The sequence below is a fragment of the Parasphingorhabdus sp. NYA22 genome (assembly GCF_976973735.1).
On sequence record NZ_OZ333477.1, the window covers coordinates 583,787 to 609,588 of the forward strand.

Here is a 25,802-nt window from a genome sequence, read left to right on the forward strand (position 1 = left end):
GGCCCTCAGGTTAAAGAGGTAGGTGGTATGAACGGAGTTCGGGTAGGAAACAGGATCATTGGAGCCGAAGCGCCAGTCACTGTCGGATGGGAAAACATCGGCAGGGTCGAAGGCGGACCGGCCAAGCAATTCATTTTCACATATTTCCAGCCCACCGTGCTCTTCGCCGTCTTGGCCTTCTGGTATTACGCACCCAGTTCCATTGCCGTAGCATCCACGGCCATCATGATCGGGATCGCTTTCAAGCTGTTCCTGCTCGGACTCGAATGGGTCAATCCGCGTTATGATAGCTGGCGTCTAACCTGGAAGGAATTTGCCACCGACCTATTCTATGTCGGGCTCGGTTACACGTTGCTCCGGATGGTCGACAATTACATCGGCGACGGAGTCATGATTGAAGCCATTCAAGGCTCTTTTGACTGGGACAAATTCTCATGGTTCACCGGATTGCCGCTGCTTGTGCAGGCTCTCATGATCTCGCTGATTTTCGAATTCGGTCAATATTGGATGCATCGCGGCATGCATAATTGGTATCCGCTCTGGCTGACCCATGCGCCGCATCACTACATCACCCAATTGAACATCAACAAGGGCGCGGTCGGCAATCCTATCGAACTGTTCCTGATCGGGCTTGGCATCGGCGGCTTCTTCGATTTCATCCCGCGGGCCTTTCTGCTGGCAGGCGCGATCGGACTGACGGTCGGTATCTACCAGCACATCAATGTCCGCTTCAATTCGCCGCGCTGGTGGCGCTTTCTGTTCAACACCACCGAGCATCACAGCGTGCACCACTCGCAAGATTATGAAGCAACACGCAGCAATTTCGGCGCCAGCTGGATTATATTCGACCGCCTCTTCGGAACCTGTGTCGATGGCGAGGCGGAATTGCTCGGAATGGAAGGCGGACGACGGATGCCGATCAACGAGACCATGACCTTTCCGTTCACCGAAGGCTATAAGTCAATCAAGTCCCGGATCAAGGATCGCCGGCAGCCACCGACCGCGATACCGGCCGAATAGTTGACCATTTTGCCCCTGCCTGAAACAACTTTCTCTCGGCAGGAATTATATTTGCCACTGAGCGGTGCAAAGCGACAGGCTCTCTTGTTTCTCGGAACTTGCTGGAGGAATTGTAAGTGAAATTGCCTTTCATCGACTGGATCTGGCGCGCGAAGGGCTCGCTGCCCCTCGAAACGCCAATGTCCCCGGCAAGCGCTTTCGACAAGCTTGATCCGCTATTCCAGACCAATGGAACAAGCTACGAGATCGAAGGCGACACGCTGACGTTCAGCAAGCATAATCCCGCCGCCCAGGACAAGTTGGCAACTTTCACCAGTGGCACGCTGACGGTCGACGAGCGAGAAGGGCGTTCGGTGCTCACATATAAGGTGACCAGCCCGGCATTGCTGGCTTGCTTTCTGGCCCCGTTGCTGTTTCTGGCCTTGGGCCAGGTTAACGTCGCGATTGGCGAGTATGAAAAGTCCAAAGCTGAAGCAGCAGAAAAGTCCGGAAAAGACGCCGATAAATCGGAAAAAACTGACGAAGAGGACAAGGATGTAAAGTTGCACTGGTTTGACGCAGCCTTGGGTGCACCCGCACCGGAAAAGCCGGACAAAAAAGACAAAGAAAATGAAAAATATGAAAAATACTCGCCCAAAACCGCTTATATTTTAGCGGCGATCTTCGCGACGCTCTACGTCGTAGGACGCATTCTTGAGCCATGGCTAATGAAGTCGAGGTTTCGCAGGACATTGTCAGATATGCCGTCGATTAATGACATAAATTCAGTCGAACGACTTAGTCGGGAATGATATTCGAACTTCGTTCCCATCAATAGCTGCTGCACCCTTATCAATTTGTCGATTGAGAAGTTCGAGATATCAAAGGGCCGAAATACCGCGAAGACAAGCCTGAAACAGACTTTTGCCGCTCAGTACGATGAATATATATAATAATAGGGATATCTTTCTCAGCTTTGCGAAGGCGCAACCTTTCCAAGTGGTGACCGCACCTTGCTTTTCATCTTTTTCCGGGATCCGGAATATTGTGAGTCTAATAATTTTTGCGATTTGGCTTTTTGATCGCGTCAAATTTTTCACCGTCATCCATGTTCCCAAAAAGGCTCGTTTCCCTGCGCACGTCCAGCAGCGCATGCATGGCGACCTGACGCCGTCTTTTAAAATGAAGACAGCAAAGCTGCATAAGAGGCTGGCAAAATCCAGCCTCGCCGGGATGCCCCTGAAATTGCACTCAAGTCGCGAACAAGGCTGGTTCGAACATGGAATGGCAAAAGCTATCAATTGCTGGTTGGAGATGTGGGCTTTCAATATGACGGCACCTACCCGGTTGCTGCCATTCGAGTGCGAGTAAATGGGTGCACACTGAATGTCTGCTTACAGGGGCGAACAAAGGTCTTTGGAAAGATGACATCCAAGCAGTGACGTCGGAAGGTGTGTTTGCCATCTTCGATTGTACCGATAGCAAATCACAAATTGCCCAGGCAAAGCGTCACCCACGCCATACCCACGAGCGTCTCCACATTTGGGCACTTTCAGCAGCAAGCGCGATTTTACTAAGCTGAGAGTGGTGGTGCCGCTTAGAGGATTCGAACCTCTGACCCCCGCATTACGAATGCGATGCTCTACCAACTGAGCTAAAGCGGCATCGATGAAATGGATGAGGGTCTGGCTCAAGCAATTTCCATTGATCGCGCGCCATTAACAGCAGAGCTTTGCTGTGACAAGTCCGCGCGGTTGATATTTCGAGCAGTCGTCTTCGGCTGGTTCGGGTCTTCGCGCCAATCGGGCCTGGCGATCATCATCGCGAAATTTACTATATATTTACCATGTGCGGTGCAGACCAGTGTGGAATTGATGCAATCGCAATGGGGCAGCATGGAAAACCTACAGAATCACAGCGAACTTGGCGACCAGGACATGGCTTCGGTGCCTGATTACACGGTCTTTGACGATGACGACGCCGCTGTAGAGGCGCCGCCGCCGATCAGTCAGGATGAGCGCCGCATGCATGTGCGTGCCTATAATTTCTGGGCCGGCTTGCTCGGTGAACGGCAATTCCCCAATGTCGAGGATCTGTCCCCCGAATCAGACGATGATTTCGGGCCAAACAGCGTTTTGCTCGATTTTACCAATGGCGTGGAAAATCCGTCGATCCAGTTTCTGGGCCGCGAGCTTCGGGAAGAGTGCAAGATCGATGCGTCGATCACCGCGGTAGCCGACGTGCCGGCGCGTTCGCTGCTGTCGCGGATTACCGATCATTATCTGCAGATTATCGCCAATCAGGCGCCGATCGGCTTTGAAGCCGAATTCGTCAATCACCAGGGCATCACGATCATGTATCGCGGCATCCTGCTGCCTTTCTCGACCGATGATGACACAATCGATTTCATCTATGGCGTCATCAACTGGAAAGAAGTGGCCGCCGACGCCGTCCAGCAGGAGATTGAAGAGGAAGTGTCTGAAGCGATGCTCTCCGCTCCGGAACGGAAGGTGGCAGGCCCGGTCTGGGAAGACGGGCCAAATGCGACCAATCGGGATGATCGGGAACCAACGCCGCAACTGGAACTCACTTCCGCATTTGAAATCATACCGGAAGAGGTTGTGGCGGAATCGCCAGACCAGCCAGCCGAGGATGCAAGTCTGGCCGACTGGTTGTCCGCTGCCCGGAGCAGCGCCGACGATGCCGTGCATAATGAACAGCGCAGCCGTGCGGCGCTTTATGCCGCGATCAGCCATGCCTATGATTTCTATCTGATGACCGAGCTGTTTCCAGGCGAATATGAGATGCTGCTCGAAGATAGCGGCCTGGTAGTGCAGGAACGCGCGCCAATGACACCGATTGTCAAACTGGTATTTGGCACCCGTTATGACAAGACGCGCCTGACCGAATATGCAGCTGTGCTTAAATATGCGAAACGCAACGCGATTGCCAAAGGGGCACTCGGCGATCTCCTCGGCCAGCATGAGGGCGGTCTGAAGGCGATTGTCCATGCCGAACGCGCTGCAGGACGGACCTCCGGTCTGCTGAACAAGCTCAGGTCAGCCGGAGAAGATTTGCTGGCGAAACTGCGCTCGGCACCGTCGCAGCAATTGCAGGATATTGATGCCGGCGACTCCGAATTTGTCGTGCTGGTTGCCCGCAAGGGTCCGGATGGAGAATTGTCCATCGTCGGGCCGGTTCGCGGCAATGACAAGCTGACCAGCCAGGCATTGAAACATACCGAAATCTGATTGCGTCTGGCGCAGCAGCAAAGCTGTTGCCATCCGGACTAGTTGCATATGTAACAGAAATATCACTATCGGTAATAATCTCTTATCCGCCTCCGAAAAGGAACGGCTAGCCTCTTGAGCGTGTAGCGGATTGGGCGCATAGCATGGGCATGCCGACGGGTTGCTGACCCGTCTCGATCCACTTGGGGGAAAAATGGCGACCAATCGCGAACGGAAATCCAAGCCAGCCCGTACAAAAACCGATAGCCTCGAAAAGGTGCTGGTTGCCGCTTTTCGCGAAAGCGCCCTGCCGGGCGAAAATATCGGTTTTGACGAAAAGGCTTGTGAGGAGGCGGCGCGATTCACATTGCGATCCGCCCAGGAACGCCGTGGCAGCGAAGCGAACCTGTCGCTGGAAAGCGTCAGTGGCCAGCAGAATCACAGACATTTGCGGCTCGCGATCGTAAACGACGACATGCCGTTTCTGGTCGACTCGGTTTGCGCGACCATTGCCGGTTTCGGCCTGAACATCGAACGACTGATCCATCCGGTTGTCGCTGTCAGGCGCGATGCCGAAGGCCAGCTGATCGAATTTATCGAACAGGCATCCGGTGGCGAGAAACGGGAATCGGTAATCTATATCGAACTCGAGAGAACCGATGCCCGTATTCGCCGGGAACTGGTCAAGGCGCTGCGCGCGAACCTCAAGGATGTGGCCGCTGCCGTTGCCGACTGGTTGAAACTGCAGATCGTATTGGGTGAAAATGCCGACGGCCTGCCAGAAGGCGAGGGGGCGACTCTGCTCCGCTGGTTCCTTGATCGCAATCTCACATTGCTCGGCCATGAAAGAGTCGATACCAAGGGACGCCGCACACAACAGATCGGCATTGCCCGGATGCGGCAGCAGCCGATACTCTCCGATGAAAGCCGGAGACGTGCTTTTGAGTGGTTTGAAAATGGCGGGCAAGCACCGCTAATCATTAAATCCAACCAGCTGTCCACGGTGCATCGTCATGTCCTGATGGATTTGATCATTATACCGGAAAGGGAAAAGAACAAGATAGCCGCGCTATCGATCATTTCCGGTATGTGGACCAGTGCCGCGCTAGCCGCTGCGCCTGAGAATATTCCGGTTTTGCGCACACAGCTCACCCGGCTGTTTGACAAGTTCGAATTTTCGACCGCGGGTCATGCGGGGAAAAGTCTCACCCATGCACTGACATCACTACCGCATGATCTGCTGATCACCTTTGCGCAGGATGATCTTGAAAAACTGGCATTGATCTCGATGTCCCTGATCGATCGGCCGCGCCCGAAACTGCACAGCGTGATTTCGCCGCTCGCCCGCCATCTGTTTGCATTTGTATGGCTTCCACGTGAGCAGCTATCGACCGCGCGCCGGCAGAATGTCGAAAATATGCTAACAGAGGCGACCGGCGCGAAAATATTGAGCTGGTCCAGTACGCTGGAAGAGGGTGGTGTATCCTCCTTGCGTTATACGCTCGACATGGGACCCGATGGCAGAATTCCGGACCCGGACCTGCTCGATCAGGAACTGGAAAATATGGTGCGCGGCTGGAAGCCGGAAGTCGAACGCAACCTGAGGGAAGCCGGGCAGGAAAATCGGGCAGCAGTCTTGGCGCAGCGTTACGCCAATTGTTTCCCCGGCACATATCAGTCGACCTATGGCGCGCTGGAAGCGGCCAAGGACATCATGCGGCTGTTCAAGCTGGAGCGGGGTGGGCAACGTTCGACCCGGCTTTACCGGCTTGCCAGCGACGCCGATGATCTGCTGCGGCTGAAAATCTATCATCTGGGTGGTGCGCTGCCGCTTTCGGATGCTGTCCCGACATTGGAGAATTTCGGGTTTACGGTGCTCGAATCCGTGCCGACTCCGCTGGAGGATGGCCGGTTGGGCTTCATTCACGATTTTTTGCTTGAGCTGCGGTCCGAGGAACGTTGTGACAGGCTGATTGCCCGTTCCGATGAAATCGAGGCGGCGATTACCAGCGTGCTGGACGGCGAGGCTGAAAATGACGCCTTCAACCAGCTTATCACGACCGCCGGCATCGACGCTCGCTCGACGGTGTGGATGCGGGCCTGGTTCCGCTATTTGCGCCAGACCGGGCTGAGCTATGGTCTGGTCACGGTTGTAGAGGCTCTGGCCGAGGCCCCGGATGTCACGGCTGCAATGATAGTACTTTTCCGTGCCTTGCATGATCCGGATTTTGAAGGCGACCGTGCGAAAGCTGCGAGCCTTGCGATACGCGACATGGATTCTGCTCTGGTCAGTGTCCATGCAATTGACGATGACCGCATTTTGCGGCTGTTCCGCGCGGTTATTGAATCGATATTGCGCACCAATGCCTTCGCCTATCAGGCTGGGGAAGCGCTTGCCTTCAAGATTGAAAGCGCCAAAATTCCCGAGCTACCGGCGCCGGTGCCGTGGCGCGAGATATTCGTCTACAGTCCGCGTGTCGAAGGCATTCATTTGCGAGCCGGTCCGGTGGCCCGCGGCGGCCTGCGCTGGTCCGACCGCCGGGATGATTTCCGCACCGAAATATTGGGCTTGATGAAAGCCCAGCGGGTTAAAAATGCGGTGATCGTGCCGACCGGTGCGAAGGGCGGTTTTTTTGCCAAGCAATTGCCTTCCGGCGATGACCGCGACGCGTTTCTTGCCGAAGGTGTCGAAGCCTATAAGATCTTCATTTCCGCCCTGTTGTCGGTGACCGACAATATCGTCGAGGGCAAAGTCGTGCCGCCCGCGAAGGTGCAACGGCTCGACGAGGATGATCCCTATTTCGTGGTGGCGGCCGACAAGGGCACGGCAAGCTTCTCCGATATCGCCAACCAGATCGCAATCGATCGCGGTTTCTGGCTCGGCGATGCATTCGCCAGCGGCGGCAGCAACGGCTATGATCACAAGGCAATGGGGATCACGGCGCGGGGCGCGTGGGTCTCGGTACAGCGCCATTTTGCTGAAAAGGGCGTAGATGTTCAGACCGCACCGATCCGCGTTGTCGGTGTCGGAGATATGTCCGGTGACGTGTTCGGCAATGGCATGCTGCTTTCGAAGAGCCTGAAAATCGTGGCAGCCTTTGACCACCGACATATTTTCATCGATCCTGATCCCGATCCGGCGAAAAGCTGGAACGAGCGGAAAAGACTGTTCGAATTGCCGCGGTCCAGCTGGGATGACTATGACAAGGATCTGATATCCAAGGGCGGCGGAGTATTTTCACGCGGTTCGAAGACGATCAAGATTTCCAAGCAGGCTGCCAAGTTGCTCGGCCTGCCCGAAGACGACGAGACGACTCCATCCGCATTAATGACCGCCATATTGGCATGCGAGGCCGATCTGCTGTGGTTTGGCGGGATCGGCACCTATGTGAAGGCCGCGTCAGAGAATCACATCGAGGTTGGTGATCCGGCCAATGACAAGATTCGCCTCAATGCCCAGCAACTGCGCGTGAAGGTGATAGGCGAGGGGGCCAACCTGGGTATTACCCACGCCGCACGCATCGCTTTCGCTGCCAGGGGCGGGCGGATCAATACCGACTTTATCGACAATAGTGCCGGGGTTGATTGCTCGGATCATGAAGTCAATATCAAGATCGCGCTCAATGCGGAACTGGCCAGCGGCAAGCTGCAGCCTGACGTCAGAAATGCGCTGCTCAAATCAATGACCGATGATGTCGGCGCGCTGGTTCTGGAAGATAACCGGCTGCAGGCATTGGGGCTTTCGATCGCTGAAATGGGTGGTGCGAAATCGCTGCCTTCCTATATTCGCCTGATTGAGCAGTTTGAGGAACATGGGCAGTTGAACCGGGCGGTTGAGGGACTGGCCAGCAACGAAGACCTGATCCGCCGCAGCCAGGAAAACCGGGGCCTGTATCGGCCGGAACTGGCTGTACTGATTTCAACCGCCAAGCTCGCGCTGCAGGATGCAATCGAAAACAGTGATCTGGGTGATGATCCCGGACTGAACAGCGAGTTGTTGCAGGCATTTCCAGCTGCGATGCAGGAAGGCCATGAATCGGCCATTCTCAACCATCAGTTACGCCGCGAGATCATCGCCACCAAATTGGCAAACCGGATGATCAACCGGCTGGGGCTGATCGACCCGTTCGAATTGGCCGAGGAAGAAGGATGCACATTGGGAGAGGTGGCGCGCGCCTTCGTCATGGCAGAACGTCTGTTCCACGCCGACCGGCTATGGTACGCACTGGAAGTAGCGGAGATTGCCGAAGATATCAGAATCACTCTCTTTGACCGCCTCGCTTATGTGCTGCGCTCGCACATGGCGGATCTGATGCGAATCGGGGTTTCGGACGACCGGATCGACGATACCGTCAATATGCTGGCGCCGGGCGTTACTGTGCTCAACGAAAATGTCGAAAATCTGATAACCGCCGAAGGTCACTTGCAAGCGGCCAAACAGGTGAAATCGCTGGTCGAAGCAGGCGCAACGCCTGAAATCGCGAACAAGATCGCCAATATCTACAAGAATGACGGTGCCGCCGGCATCGCCTATCTGGCCCATAGCCGGGAAATCGATGCACTGGATGTCGCGGTAGCCTTTACCCAGCTTGGTAGTCAGCTAGGCCTCGACTGGGCGCAAATGACCGCGACCCGGATCAATCCGTCCGATCCCTGGGACCGTTTGCTGGTTGCAGGTCTGGCGCGTGATTTTCAGCAGATGCGTCTCGATTTCCTGCGCCGGACCCGGGGTAAGGACATGCAGCAATTTGTCGAAAGCTGGGGCGATCGCAATATCGACCGCGTGGCCCAGTTCCGAAAGATCATGGACCGGGCACAGCAAACGCCAAAACCGTCAATTGCTATGCTGGCGCAAATTGCCGGGCAGGCACGGTTGCTGCTCTCGCGCTAGATCCAGTATCCTAGCGTATGAAGGGACAGTCCGACCAGTCCACCGACGATGGTGCCGTTCACGCGGATGAACTGCAAATCGCGGCCAACGGCATTTTCGACGCGGTCGGTGATAGTCTGCGTGTCCCAGCTGCGGATCGTCTCTGACACCAGTTTGACGATATTGTCGCCATAGCTAGAGACGACACCGATAACCGCACGCCGGCCGAACCGGTTGATCTGCCGATTGAGCTGCTTATCCTGCTGCAGACTGTTGCCCAGCTGGATCAGCGCATCACCGAATTGGCCGGCCATTGCTGCATCGGGATCACGCGCCGCCCGCAGCAGTGCTTCCCGGCCCTGTTCCCAGATGCCATCAAGCCATGACGCAATGGCGGGGTTTTCGATCATCTCGAGTTTCCACTCGTTGACTTTCTGTCGCAGCTCCGGGTCTTGCTGCAGTTCAGCGGCCAGTTGTTCCAGGCTTTCTTCGGTCTTGGCGCGAACCGGATGATGGGGATCGGCAGCCATATCGGCGAGCAATTTGTAAAGACCGTCCAGCACCTCGTTGGCGACCCGGTCATCCAGACCGGTCCAGCGCATCACCGCATTGGCGCGATCGGTTACAATATTGCGGATCACCGCTTCGTTGGTATCGAGCGTACGATAGGCCCAGCGGATGGTGGAATCAATCAACGGGCCATGACGCTTTTCAGCCATGACCGCTTCCAATATCTGCCCCATCGGCGTCGCGATATCGAGGCCCACGGCCTGTTTTTTGACCGCACCCTTGAACATGGTGCCGAGGCGATCCTTGTCCAGCGAGGCAATGGCATCACCCAATAGCCGGGACGCGCCGAATTTCAGCCGGCCCTCTCCACCGCTCGGTGATTGCAGAAAGCGTCCGATTCCACTCGCCAGGTCGACATTGCGCATGCGCTGGGCAACCAGACGTGAAATCAGGAAATTATCCTTGAGGAAATTGGCCAGCGTGTCGCCGATCCGGTCCTTGTTGCGCGGGATGATTGCCGTATGCGGTATCGGAATGCCCATCGGGTGGCGGAACAGGGCGGTGACAGCGAACCAGTCTGCCAGACCGCCGACCATTGCAGCCTCGGCGAAGGCACGCACAAATCCAAGCGCCGGATGCACCGCTTCATAGCTTTTCGCAGAAAAATAGATGATCGCCATTACCACCAGCATGCCGGTGGCGATGATTTTCATATCACGGCTGGCATTGGTGGTTTTGACGGTGAATCTCGGTCCGTCCGGGCTACCTGTTTGTGACGATATCGGCTTCACTCGGCGGGCTGGACCTCTGTATCGGACCGGTCATGGCGATCATCACCGGTCTTGTAGGTCAGCATCTTGTTGCGAAGCCACGGGCCCGCGCGCCGTTCGAATCCGTCTGCCAGACTGAACCCTGCGGGCACGATTACCAAGGTTAGCAAAGTCGATACAATCAAACCGCCAATCACCACCGTACCCATCGGGGCACGCCATGCGCCATCACCCGACAGGGAGAGCGCAGTCGGTACCATGCCGGCTGTCATCGCCACGGTGGTCATGACGATCGGCTGGGCGCGCTTGTGCCCGGCATCCATGATGGCTTCGTATTTCGGAACTCCTCGCTTCATTTCCTCGATCGCAAAGTCGATCAGCAAAATCGAGTTCTTACTGACAATACCGAGCAGCATGAGTACGCCGATCAGCACCGGCATGGAAAGGGAATCGCCAGTGACCCATACCAGGAATATGCCGCCGAGCGGTGCCAGAGCCAGTGAACCCATATTGACCAGTGGTGACATTACTCGTTTGTAGAGCAATACCAATGTCGCAAATACGAGCAAAATGCCGGCAATCAGCGCGATCATGAAATTCACTGCCAGTTCCGCTTGCCATTCGTCCTCGCCAAAGGCCTCGTTGGAAACGCCCGTGGGCAGGTTCTTCATGATCGGAAGCTCGAAGATTTTCTCCATCGCTTCGCCCTTGATGACATCCGGCGCCAGATCGGCACCAACGAATGTCCTGCGGTTCTGATTATAGCGCTGGATCGAAGTCGGCCCGGACCCGAAACTCACCGCGGCTACGCGGCTGAGGGGAACAGTGCCACCACTGGCGATCGGAATGGGCAGATTCTCAATGGTCGTCAGGTCATTGCGCGATTCGAGCGGCAACATCACCCGGATCGGAATTTGCCGGTCCGAAAGGGAGAATTTCGCTGCATTTTGATCGATCTCGCCAAGGGTCGCGATGCGGATGGTCTGGCTGAGCGTAGCGGTGGTGATACCAAGCTGAGAGGCCAGATCCATATAGGGCGTGATGATGATCTCCGGCCGGCTCAGGTCCGATGCAATGCGCGGAGCGCGGACCAGCTTAATGTCTTTCATCTGCTCAACCAGCTGCGCTGCAGTGGAATCGAGCAAGTCGGGATCTGACCCGGTCAGCATGATGGAGATGTCGCGTCCGGTCCCGCCACCGCCATTTTGTGTCTGGAAAGAGATCCGGGCGTCGGGAATCTTCTGAAGCTCCGGCAACATGCCTTGTTCAAACTCGATCGACGTCTTGTCGCGTTTGGCCTTGAAAGAAACGAAGACCGATGCATTCGTTTCGCGAACGCGCGTCAGGGCGCGCTCGACTTCCGGCTGAGCGTACATCAGGTCTGATACCCGGTCGGCGATTTTTTCGGTTTGTTCAAGGGTCGTACCCGGAACCACCTCAATTTCGACCCGGCTGGTGTCCTGATTTGTAGTTGGCTGAAATTCCTGGGGGGTGATCGCAAATAATATCACGGTTATGCCAAAGGCGACCACTCCGACGCCCATCATCCATATGCGATGGTCGTGAGCCCGTGCGCGGAACCGGCCGGCGCGGTAAGCATACCAGTCGGCGAAGCCGCTGCCCAAAGCGCTCGCGACCCTCCGGATGACGATAGCGACCAAAGTGGCCGCCGCGAGACCCGCCACGACAGCGAAGACGAGGCTCAATAGCGCCCTTAAAAAGTCGCTGGGTATCACAACGGCAATCAGATCATTGATCATGAACCCGACCATTTGTGCCACGCCGACGAACGCTGCAAAGATCAGAGCGAAAAGAATGAAGCCGATCAGATATTGCCACCATGCCGCTTTAGCGGGGACCAGCGTCTGCCGAATACGATCAGATTCGGAACGGTCCAATACCCAATTCAGCAAGCGCATATAGCGATCCATCCAGACGCCTTCGCCATGCTCTGCATGGCCTTTGGCCTTAAGGAAATAGGCAGCGATCATCGGCGTGATCATACGCGCGACGGCCAGACTCATCAGGACCGATACAACGACCGTAATCCCGAAGTTCTTGAAAAACTGACCGGATATTCCAGGCATCAACCCGACCGGCAAGAACACAGCGACGATGCAGAAAGAGGTGGCGACGACCGCGAGTCCGATTTCGTCGGCAGCGTCGATTGATGCCTGGTAGGCGGTTTTACCCATGCGCATATGGCGCACGATATTCTCGATCTCCACAATGGCATCGTCGACAAGCACACCTGCAACCAGGCCGAGCGCCAGTAGAGAGAGAAAATTGAGGTTGAACCCCAGCAGATCCATGAACCAGAAAGTCGGGATCGCCGACAATGGAATGGCAATGGCCGAGATGACCGTTGCGCGCCAGTCACGCAGGAAAATGAAGACCACGACCACCGCCAGAATGGCACCCTCGATCATGGCCAGCATCGAGCTCTTATATTGCGATTTGGTATAGTCGACGCTGGTGCCGAGCGGAATGAATTCAATGCCCGGATTTTCTGCCTCGATCTTGTCCATGATTTCGATCGCCGCATCGTAAACTGTGACGTCGGAAGCGCCGCGCGCCCGGTCCATCGAGAAATTAACAACCTCCACGCCCTTGACCTTGCTGATCGAACTGCGCTCGCCAAAAGAGTCCGTCACGTCAGCGACATCGCTCAATTTTACGATCTGGCCGTTGGGCAGGGCTATTTGCGTTTGCGATAGCTCATAGGCATCATCGGCATTGCCCAAAACGCGGACCGATTGCCGGGTGCCGCCCACTTCGGCCCGCCCGCCGGCAGCATTTATATTCACCTGGCGCAACGCGCTGTTGATTTGATTGGCGGTCACGCCCAGCGCCTGCATCCGGTCTGGCTTCAAAATAACACGGATTTCACGATCGACGCCGCCAAAGCGGTTGACCTCTGCCATGCCGTTGACGGTCAACAGTTGCTTGGCAACCGTGTCATCGACAAACCAGCTGAGCTGTTCGACGGTCATGTCGTCGGCTTTGACAGCAAAGAATCCTATCGGTCCGCCTGCCACGTCTACTTTGGATATTTGCGGCTCCAATATGCCGTCCGGCAAGGATCCGCGGACTTGGTCAACGGCATTTTTAACTTCGTTGACGCTGTCGTTTACGTCTGCACCAATTTCAAATTCAACGAACGTACTGCTGCTGCCTTCGCTGGCAGTAGAGCTGATATTCTTGACGCCGCTGATCGAGCGGACCGCCGCCTCGACCCTCTGGGTGATCTGGTTTTCAATCTCCGTTGGTGCGGCACCGGGTTGGGAGATCCGAACGGACACAGCCGGAAATTCGACATCCGGGTTGTCCACGACATCCATGCGGTTGAAACTGAGCAAGCCGGCAAACAGCAGCGCGGCAAACAGTACCAGCGGCACGACCGGATTGCGTGTGCTCCAGGCGGATATATTGCGAAGATTCATCGATCAGGCCTCAAATTCGCGCACAGATCAGGCGCCGCCAGCATTTTTCTGAACCTCTGTCCGGACGGTTTCGCCAGGGCTCAGGAAGCCGCCCGCACGGAGCACTATCTTTTCATTTCCGTTCAAACCGGAAGTAATGGAAAGCCCGGCGCTGGACACCGAACCGACAGTGACGTCGCGCCGCACCGCCTTATTGTCCGCTCCAACGATATAAACGAAACTTCCTTTGCTATCATTTTGCAATGCCGATTCAGGTATGACCGAAGCCTCGGATGTTCCGCTTTGGATGCGCGCGCTGGCGAAGCCGCCTGGCCGCAAGGCGCTGTCATAGCCCAGCGAAATGCGGGCTATGCCTTGACGCGATTGCGGATCAATAGTCGGAGAAATTTGCCAGATTTGGCCGGTGAGAACCTTGTCGGTCCCGACGGGAGTGACCTGTGTAACGGTGCCCACGGAAATATTGGCCAAGTCGCTTTCGCCGAGCAGCGCCTGCAATTCCATTTCCCCATTTTGTGCCATCAGGAACAAAGTTCCGCTGCCCTGCGTGACAGTTTGGCCCGGTTCAACGTTGCGTTCCAAAACAAAACCAGCCTTGGGAGCGACGATGTTCAGCCGGCCGTTGCGTGCACGGGCTTCGTTCAACTGTGCCTGAGATACGCGTAAGCGGGCGGCTGCGGAATCACGTGTCGCCGTCAACCGGTCAATATCGGCTTTGGAAATAAATCCCCGGTCGACAAGCTTTTCCGCGCGATCGAGATTGGCCTGCGCCAGATTGAGATCAGCGCGAGACACGCCAACCGATGCTTCGAGGCTCGCTGCTTGCTGGGACTGGACTGACTGGTCGATGGTCGCCATGATCTGACCCTGTTTGACCCAGTCGCCAGCGTCAACATAGACATTGGTTACGCGACCACCTTCACCGACTACGCTGACCTGGATCTCGCGTCGCGCTGCCAAGGTCCCCGTCGCATTGATGGTTCGCACAACTTGCTGCTTGCCGGGGCTCATGACCGTGACCATTGGCGCCTGACTCGCTGCATCATCTTCGACGGCACCACCGGCAAAATAATTATAGCCGATATAGGCCAGCAGCAACGCCACGACGACGGCAACCGTGATGATCAGCCGCCGGCGATTGGTGCTGCGCGCTTCGACATCGTCGAGAGTTGCGATATCTTCGCTGGGGATGGTGGATTCATAGTTCATTTTTTTACTCTTCAGTCGGGCTCTTATCGCATTTTCGCACTGCAATACACAAAAGAATCGCTGATTTTCCGGCCAGTCCGGATTTTCATCAGCTGTGTTACATAAATATAGCACCGGCAGCAAGCCGGAACAGGATTCGGCCAGTTTTTCAAGCCCCGTTTCGATCAACGATCAACATCATCGTATGAAAGGGCCGATTCGCGAACGAACCGGCCCTTCTCATTCCAAAATTTCCTGCTGAAGAGCGAGTTTTAGCGCACCCGACCACGCTGGATAACGTTGAGTATCAGCAACAGAACAACCGCACCGACAAAAGCGGTGAACAAACCGATGATCGAAAATTCCTGGATACTGCCGCCAAAGCCGAAATAGCCGCCGACAAAATTGCCAATTATCGATCCGATGATGCCGACAATGATATTCCAGAAAACGCCCATGGAAGCATCACGCCCCATGACCATGCTTGCCAACCAGCCCGCAATACCGCCAACGATCAATGCAATAATCCAACCCATATGTACCTCCTGATTATATGCGAATATAAACTCTTTACACTCGCGAATACAATTACATAAACGATTAATGCTTCAACTTGAAGGAATAAAAAAGGACCACCGGAACATGCCCGGCGGCCCTATTCAATATATATTGTCTGGAATATTATGCCGGGCAGATACCGGTTAATATTTCTGCTGACGCTCGTACAAGTCGCGGTAATGCTGGATTCGGGTGACTCGCAGTCCGGGCATGCCCGACCGGTCCACAGCCCGTTGCCAGGATGCAAATTCTTCCAGAGACAGGTCATAGCGGTCGCAAACTTCATCAACGGTCAGCAAGCCGCCGTTTACTGCTGCAACGACTTCCGCCTTGCGGCGGACGACCCAGCGAGTCGTACCGGGTTTCGGCAAATCATCAATGGTGAGCGGTTCGCCAAGGGGCCCGACAACTTGCGCTGGTTTTATTTTTTGGTTTTCAATCATACTACCCTCAATTTTGCCTTTCGGCATTTTACCCCGTTTCCCGTTACGTCTGGCCTTCGTACCGGCAGAGCTTTTCGATTACCTGAACTGCCAAGGTAAACGTCGCGTTCATAAATTCGATTATTCTTGCATCTTTTTAATTTCCTGCTGAGCCAGATCAGGCCGAAAACTCCCGGTCCTGAACAATATTTCTTCCTTGTGGCCGGTCATGTCTGAACGAGGCAGTCCGGCGAAAAAAGCCATCCGCTCATCCATGAAGGAAGCGTGGATTGCCCGCTTGCCGCCTCCCGGACCTTGTCTAGCTGCAACAAACTTCCGGGCCGACTGGCTGGATGTCTGTCTGGCAATGGCTTTCGCAAGCAACGCCTGATGATCCGCAAGCTGGGCGGGAACATCTTGGGCTTGATCAAGCTCTGGCCATTGCGAGCCTTTATGGGGGAAGTTCATTTCCATAGACGCCGGTCTAGCAGCGAAGATATAAACTAGTGTAAAAGGGATGTTTACGAGGCCTTAGGAGAAGTTAAGCAATCCTTCCTTGTATCGAGCCAATTCGTGCCAAAATGGATCATATCGGGGTTCTGAAAGGGAAATGTTCGCTGCGCTGGCGCAAGCGGCGGGATTTCTTTAAGGGGTGCAATTGTGATGATGGATAAAATTAGCGGAAATTTTCAGCTGGGCGATGACCTGACAGGCAAGCGCATTGTGGTTGCCATGTCGGGCGGTGTCGATTCGAGCGTCGTGGCGGCCCTGGCGGCGCGTACCGGCGCGGAAACCATAGGCATTACCCTGCAGCTTTACGATCATGGCGAAGCCGTGGGGCGGGTCGGCAGCTGTTGTGCCGGACAGGATATTCGCGACGCCCGCGCTGTCGCCGACCGGCTTGGCATTGCCCATTATGTCTTTGACCACGCCAGCCGGTTCAAGGATTCGGTGATGGATGTCTTTGCCGACGAATATATGGCCGGCCGGACACCGATTCCCTGTGTGCAGTGCAATATGGGCGTCAAATTCACCGATCTTCTACAATTGTCTCGCGAACTGGGCGCCGACTGTCTGGCGACCGGACATTATGTCCGCCGGGTTGAGACACCGACCGGGGCTGAATTGCACCGCGCGCTAGATCCGGCTCGCGACCAGAGCTACTTTCTGTTCGCAACTACGCAAAATCAGCTGGATTATCTGCGTTTTCCGCTCGGCGATATGCCCAAGACGCAGGTGCGTGAAATTGCCGAAGACATGGGATTGGCGGTGGCCTTCAAGCCTGACAGCCAGGATATCTGTTTCGTTCCCAATGGCGACTATGCCAGCGTCGTACGCAAATTGCGTCCGGACGCGGATGATGATGGCGAGATCGTCCATATCGATGGTACGTCCTTGGGCAGGCACAAAGGGCTCATCCATTATACCGTGGGTCAGCGCAAGGGACTGGAAATCGGCGGACAGGCCGAGCCGCTCTATGTGATTCGACTGGAGCCAGAAGCGAAACGCGTGATTGTCGGCCCGAAAGCCGCTTTGGCGATTGCGTCAGCCTCTCTTCGCGACATCAACTGGATCGGCGGCGACTATGCTGGCCCGGTCGATGTTAAAGTCCGTTCGATGGCCAAGCCGACTCTGGCCCGGCTGGAAGGGCAAAAGCTGCAATTCCACAATCCGGAATTCGGCGTGTCTCCGGGGCAAGCCGCTGTATTCTATCACAAGGAACGGGTGTTGGGTGGCGGCTGGATAGACTGCACCGATGCGGTTGAGCAGCAATGGCTGGCAGGCGCCGAAGTCTAGTTTATTCGGCCTGTACCTGTTCGTCGGTTAGCATCACGCAGCCCCAGCCTTCGCGAAACTCGGCAGTAGCCGTCTCCATCAGCAAGGCAGAGGCCGTCACCCTTTTGCGCTCTTCATCCAACGACAAGCTTATCACTTCCATGCCCGGCTCGAAGTCCTTGCCGCAATCCTCGATATCCCGCCCGCCGACAAAGTGGCAGGAACAGGCAACCCGCGCTCCATAACCGGTGCCGACGTCGAGCTGTCCCTTGATGCTGTTGTAATTATACGCGAACAAGGCGATCAGGATGAGCAGGAACAGCGCAGCGGCATATAGCGCGATCCGCATCCTGCTTCGGGGCGCTCGGGATGTGTCTTTTACAGTTGCCATAGCGGCTTCTATTGGTGCAACGATGCAATATGCACAAGATTAAACTCGCTTTGATACCGGCCCTGATGCTTGCCCTTTCCAGTTGCGGAGGGAATGGTGAAACCAAGGCGGCACCACAGAAAAGCGCCGCGGAGCTGGCCTATATCTCGGACGGCAGCCCGATCGCCAAGGCGCGTCTCGATGCGGCAATTGCGCCATTGTTCGAAGATCCGGCGATGGCGGAGACGCGGGCCTTTCTGATCATGTACCAGGGAGAAATTATCGCCGAGCGCTATGGCGATGATTATGATGAAGACACAAGGTTCATCAGCTGGTCGATGGCAAAAAGCTTTACCGGTGCGCTGATCGGATTTCTGGTCGCGGATGGGCGGCTGGTGCTTGATGACCCTGCTCCCGTGCCCGCGTGGCAAAGACCCGGCGACCCGCGTGGCGACATAACCCTCCGTCATTTGCTTCACATGTCATCCGGCCTCGATCATACGGAAGTGGCCGGAGAGGACGGGAAGACCGTTTTCGAGGCAGATACAAACCGGATGCTGTTCATGGATGGCGCGCAGGATACAGCCGCTTATGCCGAGGCCCGCCCGATGGAAGCAAAGCCGGGCGAGAAGTTCGAATATAGCAGCGCCACAAGCATCATCCTTTCCGACATCATTACCCGTACTTTGACCGAGAGCACCGACCCGCTGGTCCGGCGTGATGTCACCTTGCGCTTCATTCGGGGGCGACTGCTCGAACCCCTGGGAATGGATGGCACCTATCCGGAATTCGATCCGAATGGTACATTTCTGGGCGGCAGCTTCCTTCATGCCACTGCAAGGGATTATGCTACGTTCGGAGAATTCCTGCGTCACAACGGCGCCCGCAAAGGCGCTCAGCATTTGCCGGTCAGCTGGGTGAAATTCATGAAAAAATCGTCGCCAAACGATCCTGCTTATGGCGGCCATATCTGGCTCAACAAGAAACGACCCGAAGGCCGCAACCAGATATTATTTCCCGACAACGGACCTGACACGATATTTGCCGCTCTTGGTCATCTGGGACAGCAGATTGTTGTTTCGCCCGAGCAACAGCTGACGGTGGTCCGGCTTGGCAAGACGCAAGATGATGTCCTTGCACCGATGAGCGCGCAGATTGGCCGGATCATGGCGCTGTTCCCGATTAGGGGCTAAACGTCCGCTTCCTTTGGCGCTTCCGTCGGGTCGCTACAGGCGAAATGCACCTTCCACAACGGTCACACATTTCCCGCCCAGCCACGCCCGGTCGCCGTCGTGCCGGCAATTGACATAGCCGCCGCGCCGGCTTGCCTGATAAGCGGTAAAGCTGTCGCGGCCCAATTGCATGGCCCAAAAGGGCGTAAGCACGGCATGCGCCGAACCCGTAACGCTATCCTCGTCTACCCCGCCGCCGGGGACGAACACCCGGCTGAGCACATCGGTGTCCTTGCCGGGTGCGGTACAGATAAATTGCGCATTGCCGAGGGCGGCGAGGGCTTTCAGGTCCGGTTTGAGCGCCAGTACCTCGTCGGCATTTTTGTAGCGAAGGACATGATAGCGTCCGGCGTGAAACTGGGTTTCGACCGGGCTACCACCGACCAGTGCGACAATCTCCGGCATTTCTTTTACCGCAGGGGCGTAGGCCGGGAGGTCTAGCGCATAGCCACTACCGTCGCGCTTGACGGTCAATATCCCGGCTTTTCTTGTCCGGAATGTTACCTGCTGCCGCTCGGGATCCTGCGACAATATGATATGCCCGCTGGCCAGCGTTGCATGACCACATAGCGCGATTTCCATCGTAGGGGTAAACCAGCGCAGTTCGTAATCTGCTGCACCGCTTGCGTCGCGCAGGTAGAAGGCGGTCTCGGCGAAATTATTTTCCTCGCCGATGGCCTGCAGAACCGAGTCATCGAGCCAGCTTTCGAGCGGCAATACTGCTGCCTGGTTGCCGGTAAAGGGACGGTCGGCAAAAGCATCGACATGATAATAAGGCAAATTTGTCATGGGTAGAGCAGTCCTTCCGTCCAGTCGTCACCGTCGCGGACAAAGGTCCGCCGTTCGTGCAACCGGTGCGCCCGGTCCTGCCAGAATTCGAAACGCGCAGGCGTCAGACGATAGCCCGACCAGTGCGGGGGGCGGGGAACATCGCTACCGTCAAACCGGTGGGTCATTTCCGCGAATCGGGCTTCGAAGGTGGCTCGATCAACGAGCGGGCGGGACTGGTCCGAGGCCCAAGCCCCGAGCTGCGAATCCCTGCTTCGGGAAGCAAAATAAGCATCGGCCAGGCTATCTGCTACCGTCGAGATATGGCCTTCAATCCGGATCTGGCGGCGCAGGCTTTTCCAGTGGAACAGTATCGCGGCCTTGGGGTTTTCACCGATATTGCCGGCCTTGCGGCTTTGCTGGTTGGTGTAGAAAATGAAGCCGTCGGGGCCATGGCCTTTAAGCAACACCATACGCGCTGAGGGCTGCCCGTCGGCATCGGCGGTGGCGATCGTCATCGCATTGCTGTCATTGATTTCGGTGGTGCGTGCTTCGGTGAACCACGTGTCGAATAGTGAAAATGGATTGGTCATGAGTCATTCTGTAACATCCTGTCGACGACCCGCAAACAAACAAAAATTTGATCTGCGACACGGCGCGGGTTTCTGCTAGATATATTGCAAAGGGGTGGGCATCATGAACTGGGACCTGATTTTTACGATCAGCAATAATTACGCATTGCTGATGTGGTTGATTCTTGCATTTGCGCCACGCGGGGAAGCGATACTGACCGGGCTGTTCTACGGCGGCATCGGTCTTCTGGCCTGTGCCTATGCAGTGATCATCATCCCGTTGATGACCGGCATGATTGATGGTGGCAGCGGCGGTTTTCCGGACTTTTCAACCTTGGCGGGTGTCCAGCAACTGCTGTCCAGCCCTGGCGGGGCGACGGTGGGATGGATCCACTATCTCGCGTTTGATCTGTTTGTCGGTCTATGGGTTGCGCGCAATGCGGATAAATACGGGTTTGCACGCTGGATGCAGATACCTATCTTGTTGTTTGTTCTAATGTTGGGGCCATTGGGGCTGGTTCTTTATCTGCTGCTGCGTTTCACGCGGCACAACAAGGTTGCAGATGCCGTTATGCCCGAATAAGACAGCAGAGTTGAAAATTGGCGATAAATGCCAATCTCTGCATGGTAAGGATTTGAAAAAGGTCAAATAATGATAGATCCCTATCAAGCATTGGGTGTTGCCAAGGGTGCCAGCGACAAGGAGATCAAGTCTGCCTATCGCAAGCTCGCCAAGGAACTGCACCCGGACAAAAACAAGGATAATCCCAAGGCGACGGAGCGTTTCTCCGACGTCACCAAAGCCTATGACCTGCTGCTGGACAAGGAAAAGCGGGGCCAGTTCGATCGCGGAGAGATTGACGGGGAGGGCAATCCCACTGCGCCTTTCGGCTTTGGCGGTGGTGGCGGCGGATATCAACGCAGTCCTGGCGGCCAGCAACATGATTTCGGCAATGCCGGCGCGGATTTTGGCGATATTTTTGAAGGCCTTTTTGGTGGTGGAGGCGGCGACAGTTCGCCATTTGGCGGCCGCCAGCGTAGTGCACCGCCACCCAAGGGTGCCAATGTTGCGTATCGGCTAAAGGTCGAATTTATCGCTGCTGCAACGCTCCAGAAACAGCGTATCACGCTGGAAGATGGCAAGACTATTGATCTTAGCCTGCCCAAGGGTGTCGAAGAAGGCACGCAAATGCGGCTTAGCGGCAAGGGCCGGCAAGGACCGGGTGGCAATGGTGATGCCATTGTCACGATCCATATTAATTCCCATCCCTTTTACAAACGCGATGGTGACAATATCAGGTTGGAACTGCCGATCAGTCTGAAAGAGGCCGTGGAAGGCGCCAAGATCAAGGTTCCCACGGTGGATGGACCGGTGATGCTTTCCATTCCTGCCGGATCGGATTCGGGCAAGACGCTGCGTTTGAAAAACAGAGGCTTCCATGGGAAATCGGGTGTCCGCGGAAATCAGCTAGTCACTTTGATGATCATCTTGCCGAAAAAAGATGAAAAGCTCGCGGAATTTGTCAAGGACTGGAATCCAGAAGAAAATCCCCGTGCCGGCATGGGTGTATAGGCTTGGCCTGGATTTTCCATGTCTAAACTTTCTCCCGAAGCCCGGCGGCAGGTTGCGAAAGAGTCAGTAAAATCCGGCGATGATGCCAACGAAAAGCTGACCGACGAGGATCTGGTTGGCAGTGCCTTCATCATCCTCAAGCGAACCGCTGTGGGCGTCTATTATGACGGCTTCACTTTTGCCGGAAATTTTGCTTATCTGTCGTTGCTTGCCGTGTTTTCCTTCTTCATTGTTGCTGCGGCAATTGTAGGGGGTTTTGGCCAGACAGCTGTCGGCACCGATTTTGTCGAGGCCTTTCTAAAGACGGTTCCACCTTCGGTTTCCAGCGCGCTGCATGATCCGATCAGAGACGCGATGACCGCACGCACCGGACCTTTGCTCTGGCTCAGCGCGATCGTCGGACTGTGGACCACGACCAGTCTGATCGAGACAATCCGGGAGATTCTCCACCGTGCCTATGGCGTGCAGGCGCAGCGCGCGTTCTGGGAATATCGCCTGACATCGACCGTGCTCATTTTGTTTTCGGTGTTCTTTGCGATGCTGGCACTTAGCGCGGGATTCGTAGTGGCGGGTATCAGCGGATTTCTGGGCACCTATTTCCCCGCTGTCCAAAGCGATGCGCTCTGGGTTTCGCTTTCCAACGCCATTCCGTTTCTGGTCCTGTTTGCGACGCTTTATCTATTGTTCCGCCTGCTTACGCCCCGCCAATATAGGCCACGCCAATATCCCAAATGGCCGGGGGCGGTTTTTACCAGCGGCTGGTGGCTGCTGATCACCGGATTACTGCCGGTGTTTTTAAAATATGCTGCAAATTATCAGCTTACTTACGGCAGCCTTGCCGGTGTCATTATCACATTGATATTTTTCTACCTTGTCGGCCTCGGCATGGTAATCGGCGCCGAGATAAACGCTGCGCTGGCCGAACGGCCCTCGCGAAACGGGGTTAGTGAATGATCCGCTGGAAAATCATTCGGATAGCGTTTATCAGCGGCGATTATCTGATTTCAGGAGACCGGGGCGATGAGTGATTTAATGAAGGGCAAGCGCGGCTTGATCATGGGGCTTGCCAATAACAAGTCACTGGCCTGGGGTATCGCACAGCGCCTGGCTGCGGACGGAGCCGAACTGGCGATTAGCTATCAGGGCGAAGTGATGGCCAAGCGCGTCAAGCCGCTGGCAGAACAACTGGGCTGCGATTTCCTGATTGATTGCGACGTCAGCGATATGGACCAGCTTGATGCAGCATTTTCCGAGATTGAAAAACGCTGGGGCAAGATTGATTTTGTCGTCCACGCGATCGGCTTCACCAACAAGGAAGCGCTGCGCGGTAAATATTACGATGTGACGCTGGACGATTTTCTGATGACCATGAATATCAGCGTCTACAGCTTTACCGCTGTTGCCAAACGCGCCGCTGCGTTGATGAGCGCGGGCGGATCCATGCTCACCTTATCCTATTATGGTGCCGAAAAAGTCATCCCGCACTATAATGTCATGGGCGTAGCCAAGGCCGCACTCGAAGCCTCGGTCAAATATCTGGCGCATGATGTCGGCCCTGACGGAATCCGGGTGAATGCAATCTCCGCCGGACCGATTAAAACGCTGGCAGCCTCCGGAATTGGCGACTTCCGCTATATATTGAAATGGAACGAGCTGAATTCACCGTTGCGGCGCAATGTCACCATTGATGATGTCGGCGCTTCGGCTCTCTATTTCCTGTCCGACCTCTCCTCTGGCGTCACCGGCGAAACCCATCATGTCGATGCAGGCTATCATACAGTCGGCATGAAGCAGGAAGACGCACCGGATATCACATTGGATTGATCAACGCCGGTTTTTCGTGAAATGTCCTTTCGAAAATAATATTGAATTTTTCAGCGCGGAGAGCGAGTTTTGAGTTTTAATATCTTTGGCCATGCTTTCCGCTTTTCCACCTGGGGAGAAAGTCACGGACCTGCGCTTGGCGCGCTGGTCGACGGCTGTCCTCCCGGACTGGAACTGTGCGAAGCAGATATTCAGCCGTTTCTCGATGCGCGGCGTCCCGGTCAGTCGAAATATACGACCCAGCGCCAAGAACCGGATCAGGTCAAAATTCTCTCCGGCGTTTTCGAAGGCAAGACGACCGGCACGCCGATTTCGCTGATGATCGAGAATGTCGATCAGCGCTCCAAAGATTATAGCGAAGTCGCCAAAGCCTATCGTCCCGGCCATGCCGATTATGCTTATGATCAGAAATACGGCTTTCGCGACTATCGCGGTGGTGGCCGTTCCAGTGCCCGCGAAACCGCGGCGCGGGTTGCTGCCGGTGCAGTAGCACGGCTGGTGATTCCGGAAGTGAAGATTCGGGCCTGGGTTGCGGAAATCGGCGGCGATGCCATTGATCCTGCGAATTTTGATGCCAATGAGATCGGCAAAAACCCGTTTTTCTGCCCTGACGCAGAAGCCGCGAAGCGCTGGGAAGCGCTGGTCGATGGTGCGCGCAAGGATGGCAGCAGCATCGGCGCGATTATTGCCTGCGAAGCGGTTGGCGTACCCGCGGGATGGGGAGCACCAGTCTATGCCAAGCTGGATAGCGAGATTGCCGCAGCGATGATGACGATCAACGCCACCAAGGGTATTGAAATCGGTGACGGCTTCGCCGCCGCCCGACTACGCGGCGAAGAAAATGCCGACGCGATGCGGCCCGGAAAAGACGGTCCAGAATTTCTGGCCAACCATAGCGGTGGCACCGCTGGCGGAATATCGACAGGCCAGCCGATTTTTTGTCGGGTAGCGTTCAAGCCGACCAGTTCCATATTGACGCCCGTACCGACCATTACTCCCGCAGGCGAGGCGACCGAAATATCGACCAAGGGCCGCCATGATCCTTGTGTTGGTATCCGCGGCGTTCCGGTCGTCGAAGCGATGATGGCGCTGGTTCTCGCCGATCAGAAGTTGCTGCACCGGGCGCAATGTGGATGAAGAAACTGATTTCATTCATAACCTTACCCATCGCTGCTCTCGCACTAACTGGAGCATCTGCGCCGGGACTTACTTTTACGGGTTTGGGAGATATCAGGATAGGCATGTCGGTTAGCGAACTGCAGAGTAAATTCGGTGCGACCCTCGAATATGATGCCTATCCAGAAGTTAAAGCTAACGCGTGCGCATATTGGAAAATTCCAGAGCACCCTAACCTTGGACTCATGATAGTGGATGGCCACCTTGGCCGGATCGAGGTTGATACGGATGATTATCAAACCAGATCGGGTGCTAAAATCGGGATGAGTGAAGTCACGGTAAATTCGATTTACGGCAGTTGGATACAAATGGAACATCATCCCTATTTGGGGAAGTCGGGATCATATCTCGTGCTTGAATCGCGCGATCGTCGTTATAAAATGATCTTCGAAACTAGAACACCGAATGATAGCGGTGGCGAATTTGCATCAGATTTATCTGGCGGTCCCAGTCCGGCAAAACAGGTAGAAAGCTTTCGTGCTGGATTAGCCGAGCCGGTAAGTTACATTGAAGGATGCGCCTGA

The 25,802-nt window shown here is 55.5% G+C and carries 22 protein-coding genes and 1 tRNA gene; 13 read left to right on the top strand and 10 right to left on the bottom strand.

The window, feature by feature from the left end; translation table 11 throughout:
* Positions 1 to 27 precede the first annotated feature (27 nt).
* From ACWFTY_RS02850 to ACWFTY_RS02860, 3 genes are all read left to right on the top strand, one after another.
* Positions 28 to 1,020 carry a sterol desaturase family protein gene (locus ACWFTY_RS02850; protein ID WP_447525889.1) on the top strand — a complete coding sequence of 331 codons (993 nt, stop codon included), beginning with the start codon at positions 28 to 30 and terminating at the stop codon, positions 1,018 to 1,020.
* A gap of 116 nt (positions 1,021 to 1,136) precedes the next feature.
* On the top strand, positions 1,137 to 1,811 hold the full coding sequence (locus tag ACWFTY_RS02855) for a hypothetical protein (RefSeq protein WP_447525890.1): 675 nt from the start codon (positions 1,137 to 1,139) through the stop codon (positions 1,809 to 1,811).
* A gap of 187 nt (positions 1,812 to 1,998) precedes the next feature.
* Positions 1,999 to 2,370, top strand: coding sequence for a hypothetical protein (locus ACWFTY_RS02860; protein ID WP_447525891.1), 372 nt, complete (start codon positions 1,999 to 2,001; stop codon positions 2,368 to 2,370).
* 217 nt (positions 2,371 to 2,587) lie between these two features.
* Here ACWFTY_RS02860 and ACWFTY_RS02865 read toward each other — a convergent pair.
* Positions 2,588 to 2,663, bottom strand: a tRNA-Thr gene (locus ACWFTY_RS02865).
* A 9-nt stretch (positions 2,664 to 2,672) separates the two neighbouring features.
* Between ACWFTY_RS02865 and ACWFTY_RS02870 the strand changes: the two genes are divergently transcribed.
* Together ACWFTY_RS02870 and ACWFTY_RS02875 are read left to right on the top strand one after the other, a co-directional pair.
* Positions 2,673 to 4,250 (top strand): PAS domain-containing protein, encoded by a 1,578-nt coding sequence (locus ACWFTY_RS02870; protein ID WP_447525892.1) that lies wholly within the window; start codon positions 2,673 to 2,675, stop codon positions 4,248 to 4,250.
* 193 nt (positions 4,251 to 4,443) lie between these two features.
* Positions 4,444 to 9,120, top strand: coding sequence for an NAD-glutamate dehydrogenase (locus tag ACWFTY_RS02875; RefSeq protein WP_447525893.1), 4,677 nt, complete (start codon positions 4,444 to 4,446; stop codon positions 9,118 to 9,120).
* Here ACWFTY_RS02875 and ACWFTY_RS02880 read toward each other — a convergent pair.
* The 6 genes from ACWFTY_RS02880 to ACWFTY_RS02905 form a co-directional block, all read right to left on the bottom strand.
* Entirely contained in the window at positions 9,117 to 10,322 is a 1,206-nt protein-coding gene (locus ACWFTY_RS02880) for a DUF445 domain-containing protein (RefSeq protein WP_447525894.1), read from the bottom strand. The genes ACWFTY_RS02875 and ACWFTY_RS02880 overlap by 4 nt on opposite strands.
* Positions 10,323 to 10,396: 74 nt before the next feature.
* Positions 10,397 to 13,822, bottom strand: a complete 3,426-nt coding sequence (locus ACWFTY_RS02885) for an efflux RND transporter permease subunit (protein WP_447525895.1) — start codon at positions 13,820 to 13,822, stop codon at positions 10,397 to 10,399.
* 27 nt (positions 13,823 to 13,849) lie between these two features.
* Positions 13,850 to 15,028, bottom strand: coding sequence for an efflux RND transporter periplasmic adaptor subunit (locus ACWFTY_RS02890; protein ID WP_447525896.1), 1,179 nt, complete (start codon positions 15,026 to 15,028; stop codon positions 13,850 to 13,852).
* Between the two features lie 251 nt (positions 15,029 to 15,279).
* Entirely contained in the window at positions 15,280 to 15,543 is a 264-nt protein-coding gene (locus tag ACWFTY_RS02895; RefSeq protein ID WP_447525897.1) for a GlsB/YeaQ/YmgE family stress response membrane protein, read from the bottom strand.
* A 165-nt stretch (positions 15,544 to 15,708) separates the two neighbouring features.
* Positions 15,709 to 16,008, bottom strand: a complete 300-nt coding sequence (gene sciP, locus ACWFTY_RS02900) for a CtrA inhibitor SciP (RefSeq protein WP_089133443.1) — start codon at positions 16,006 to 16,008, stop codon at positions 15,709 to 15,711.
* 120 nt (positions 16,009 to 16,128) lie between these two features.
* A complete protein-coding gene (locus tag ACWFTY_RS02905; protein WP_447525898.1) occupies positions 16,129 to 16,461 on the bottom strand; it encodes a hypothetical protein in 333 nt (110 codons plus the stop codon).
* A gap of 189 nt (positions 16,462 to 16,650) precedes the next feature.
* Between ACWFTY_RS02905 and mnmA the strand changes: the two genes are divergently transcribed.
* Entirely contained in the window at positions 16,651 to 17,784 is a 1,134-nt protein-coding gene (gene mnmA, locus ACWFTY_RS02910; protein ID WP_447525899.1) for a tRNA 2-thiouridine(34) synthase MnmA, read from the top strand.
* 1 nt (position 17,785) lies between these two features.
* Here the strand turns inward: mnmA and ACWFTY_RS02915 are convergent, their stop codons facing one another.
* Positions 17,786 to 18,154, bottom strand: a complete 369-nt coding sequence (locus tag ACWFTY_RS02915; RefSeq protein ID WP_447525900.1) for a hypothetical protein — start codon at positions 18,152 to 18,154, stop codon at positions 17,786 to 17,788.
* Positions 18,155 to 18,183: 29 nt separating this feature from the next.
* Here ACWFTY_RS02915 and ACWFTY_RS02920 point away from each other — a divergent pair, with 29 nt between their 5' ends.
* Positions 18,184 to 19,326, top strand: coding sequence for a serine hydrolase domain-containing protein (locus ACWFTY_RS02920; protein ID WP_447525901.1), 1,143 nt, complete (start codon positions 18,184 to 18,186; stop codon positions 19,324 to 19,326).
* A 33-nt stretch (positions 19,327 to 19,359) separates the two neighbouring features.
* On the opposite strand, the gene ACWFTY_RS02925 is transcribed toward ACWFTY_RS02920, so the two are convergent.
* Positions 19,360 to 20,154, bottom strand: a complete 795-nt coding sequence (locus ACWFTY_RS02925; protein ID WP_447525902.1) for a PhzF family phenazine biosynthesis protein — start codon at positions 20,152 to 20,154, stop codon at positions 19,360 to 19,362.
* Positions 20,151 to 20,726 (bottom strand): pyridoxamine 5'-phosphate oxidase, encoded by a 576-nt coding sequence (gene pdxH, locus ACWFTY_RS02930; protein WP_447525903.1) that lies wholly within the window; start codon positions 20,724 to 20,726, stop codon positions 20,151 to 20,153. Before pdxH ends, ACWFTY_RS02925 begins: the two co-directional genes overlap by 4 nt.
* A gap of 103 nt (positions 20,727 to 20,829) precedes the next feature.
* On the opposite strand from pdxH, the gene ACWFTY_RS02935 reads away from it, so the two are divergent.
* The 6 genes from ACWFTY_RS02935 (at position 20,830) to ACWFTY_RS02960 (ending at position 25,802) form a co-directional block, all read left to right on the top strand.
* Entirely contained in the window at positions 20,830 to 21,288 is a 459-nt protein-coding gene (locus tag ACWFTY_RS02935) for an ABA4-like family protein (protein WP_447525904.1), read from the top strand.
* A 69-nt stretch (positions 21,289 to 21,357) separates the two neighbouring features.
* On the top strand, positions 21,358 to 22,278 hold the full coding sequence (locus ACWFTY_RS02940; protein ID WP_447525905.1) for a DnaJ C-terminal domain-containing protein: 921 nt from the start codon (positions 21,358 to 21,360) through the stop codon (positions 22,276 to 22,278).
* An 18-nt stretch (positions 22,279 to 22,296) separates the two neighbouring features.
* On the top strand, positions 22,297 to 23,232 hold the full coding sequence (locus tag ACWFTY_RS02945) for a YihY/virulence factor BrkB family protein (RefSeq protein ID WP_447525906.1): 936 nt from the start codon (positions 22,297 to 22,299) through the stop codon (positions 23,230 to 23,232).
* A gap of 66 nt (positions 23,233 to 23,298) precedes the next feature.
* On the top strand, positions 23,299 to 24,102 hold the full coding sequence (gene fabI / locus ACWFTY_RS02950) for an enoyl-ACP reductase FabI (RefSeq protein WP_447525907.1): 804 nt from the start codon (positions 23,299 to 23,301) through the stop codon (positions 24,100 to 24,102).
* A gap of 69 nt (positions 24,103 to 24,171) precedes the next feature.
* Positions 24,172 to 25,239 (top strand): chorismate synthase, encoded by a 1,068-nt coding sequence (aroC, locus tag ACWFTY_RS02955; RefSeq protein WP_447525908.1) that lies wholly within the window; start codon positions 24,172 to 24,174, stop codon positions 25,237 to 25,239.
* Positions 25,236 to 25,802 carry a hypothetical protein gene (locus ACWFTY_RS02960; RefSeq protein ID WP_447525909.1) on the top strand — a complete coding sequence of 189 codons (567 nt, stop codon included), beginning with the start codon at positions 25,236 to 25,238 and terminating at the stop codon, positions 25,800 to 25,802. The genes aroC and ACWFTY_RS02960 overlap by 4 nt, the downstream gene beginning before the upstream one ends.

Coding starts and splice junctions, on each gene's coding strand:
- ACWFTY_RS02880 (WP_447525894.1), bottom strand. CDS start 10,322: ATGAAAATCATCGCCACCGGCATGCTGGTGGTAATGGCGATCATCTAT.
- ACWFTY_RS02850 (WP_447525889.1), top strand. CDS start 28: ATGAACGGAGTTCGGGTAGGAAACAGGATCATTGGAGCCGAAGCGCCA.
- ACWFTY_RS02940 (WP_447525905.1), top strand. CDS start 21,358: ATGATAGATCCCTATCAAGCATTGGGTGTTGCCAAGGGTGCCAGCGAC.
- ACWFTY_RS02915 (WP_447525900.1), bottom strand. CDS start 18,154: ATGGCAACTGTAAAAGACACATCCCGAGCGCCCCGAAGCAGGATGCGG.
- ACWFTY_RS02870 (WP_447525892.1), top strand. CDS start 2,673: ATGGATGAGGGTCTGGCTCAAGCAATTTCCATTGATCGCGCGCCATTA.
- ACWFTY_RS02895 (WP_447525897.1), bottom strand. CDS start 15,543: ATGGGTTGGATTATTGCATTGATCGTTGGCGGTATTGCGGGCTGGTTG.
- sciP (WP_089133443.1), bottom strand. CDS start 16,008: ATGATTGAAAACCAAAAAATAAAACCAGCGCAAGTTGTCGGGCCCCTT.
- ACWFTY_RS02925 (WP_447525902.1), bottom strand. CDS start 20,154: ATGACAAATTTGCCTTATTATCATGTCGATGCTTTTGCCGACCGTCCC.
- fabI (WP_447525907.1), top strand. CDS start 23,299: ATGAGTGATTTAATGAAGGGCAAGCGCGGCTTGATCATGGGGCTTGCC.
- ACWFTY_RS02875 (WP_447525893.1), top strand. CDS start 4,444: ATGGCGACCAATCGCGAACGGAAATCCAAGCCAGCCCGTACAAAAACC.
- ACWFTY_RS02960 (WP_447525909.1), top strand. CDS start 25,236: ATGAAGAAACTGATTTCATTCATAACCTTACCCATCGCTGCTCTCGCA.
- ACWFTY_RS02935 (WP_447525904.1), top strand. CDS start 20,830: ATGAACTGGGACCTGATTTTTACGATCAGCAATAATTACGCATTGCTG.
- pdxH (WP_447525903.1), bottom strand. CDS start 20,726: ATGACCAATCCATTTTCACTATTCGACACGTGGTTCACCGAAGCACGC.
- ACWFTY_RS02885 (WP_447525895.1), bottom strand. CDS start 13,822: ATGAATCTTCGCAATATATCCGCCTGGAGCACACGCAATCCGGTCGTG.
- ACWFTY_RS02890 (WP_447525896.1), bottom strand. CDS start 15,028: ATGAACTATGAATCCACCATCCCCAGCGAAGATATCGCAACTCTCGAC.
- mnmA (WP_447525899.1), top strand. CDS start 16,651: ATGATGGATAAAATTAGCGGAAATTTTCAGCTGGGCGATGACCTGACA.
- ACWFTY_RS02945 (WP_447525906.1), top strand. CDS start 22,297: ATGTCTAAACTTTCTCCCGAAGCCCGGCGGCAGGTTGCGAAAGAGTCA.
- ACWFTY_RS02920 (WP_447525901.1), top strand. CDS start 18,184: ATGCACAAGATTAAACTCGCTTTGATACCGGCCCTGATGCTTGCCCTT.
- ACWFTY_RS02905 (WP_447525898.1), bottom strand. CDS start 16,461: ATGGAAATGAACTTCCCCCATAAAGGCTCGCAATGGCCAGAGCTTGAT.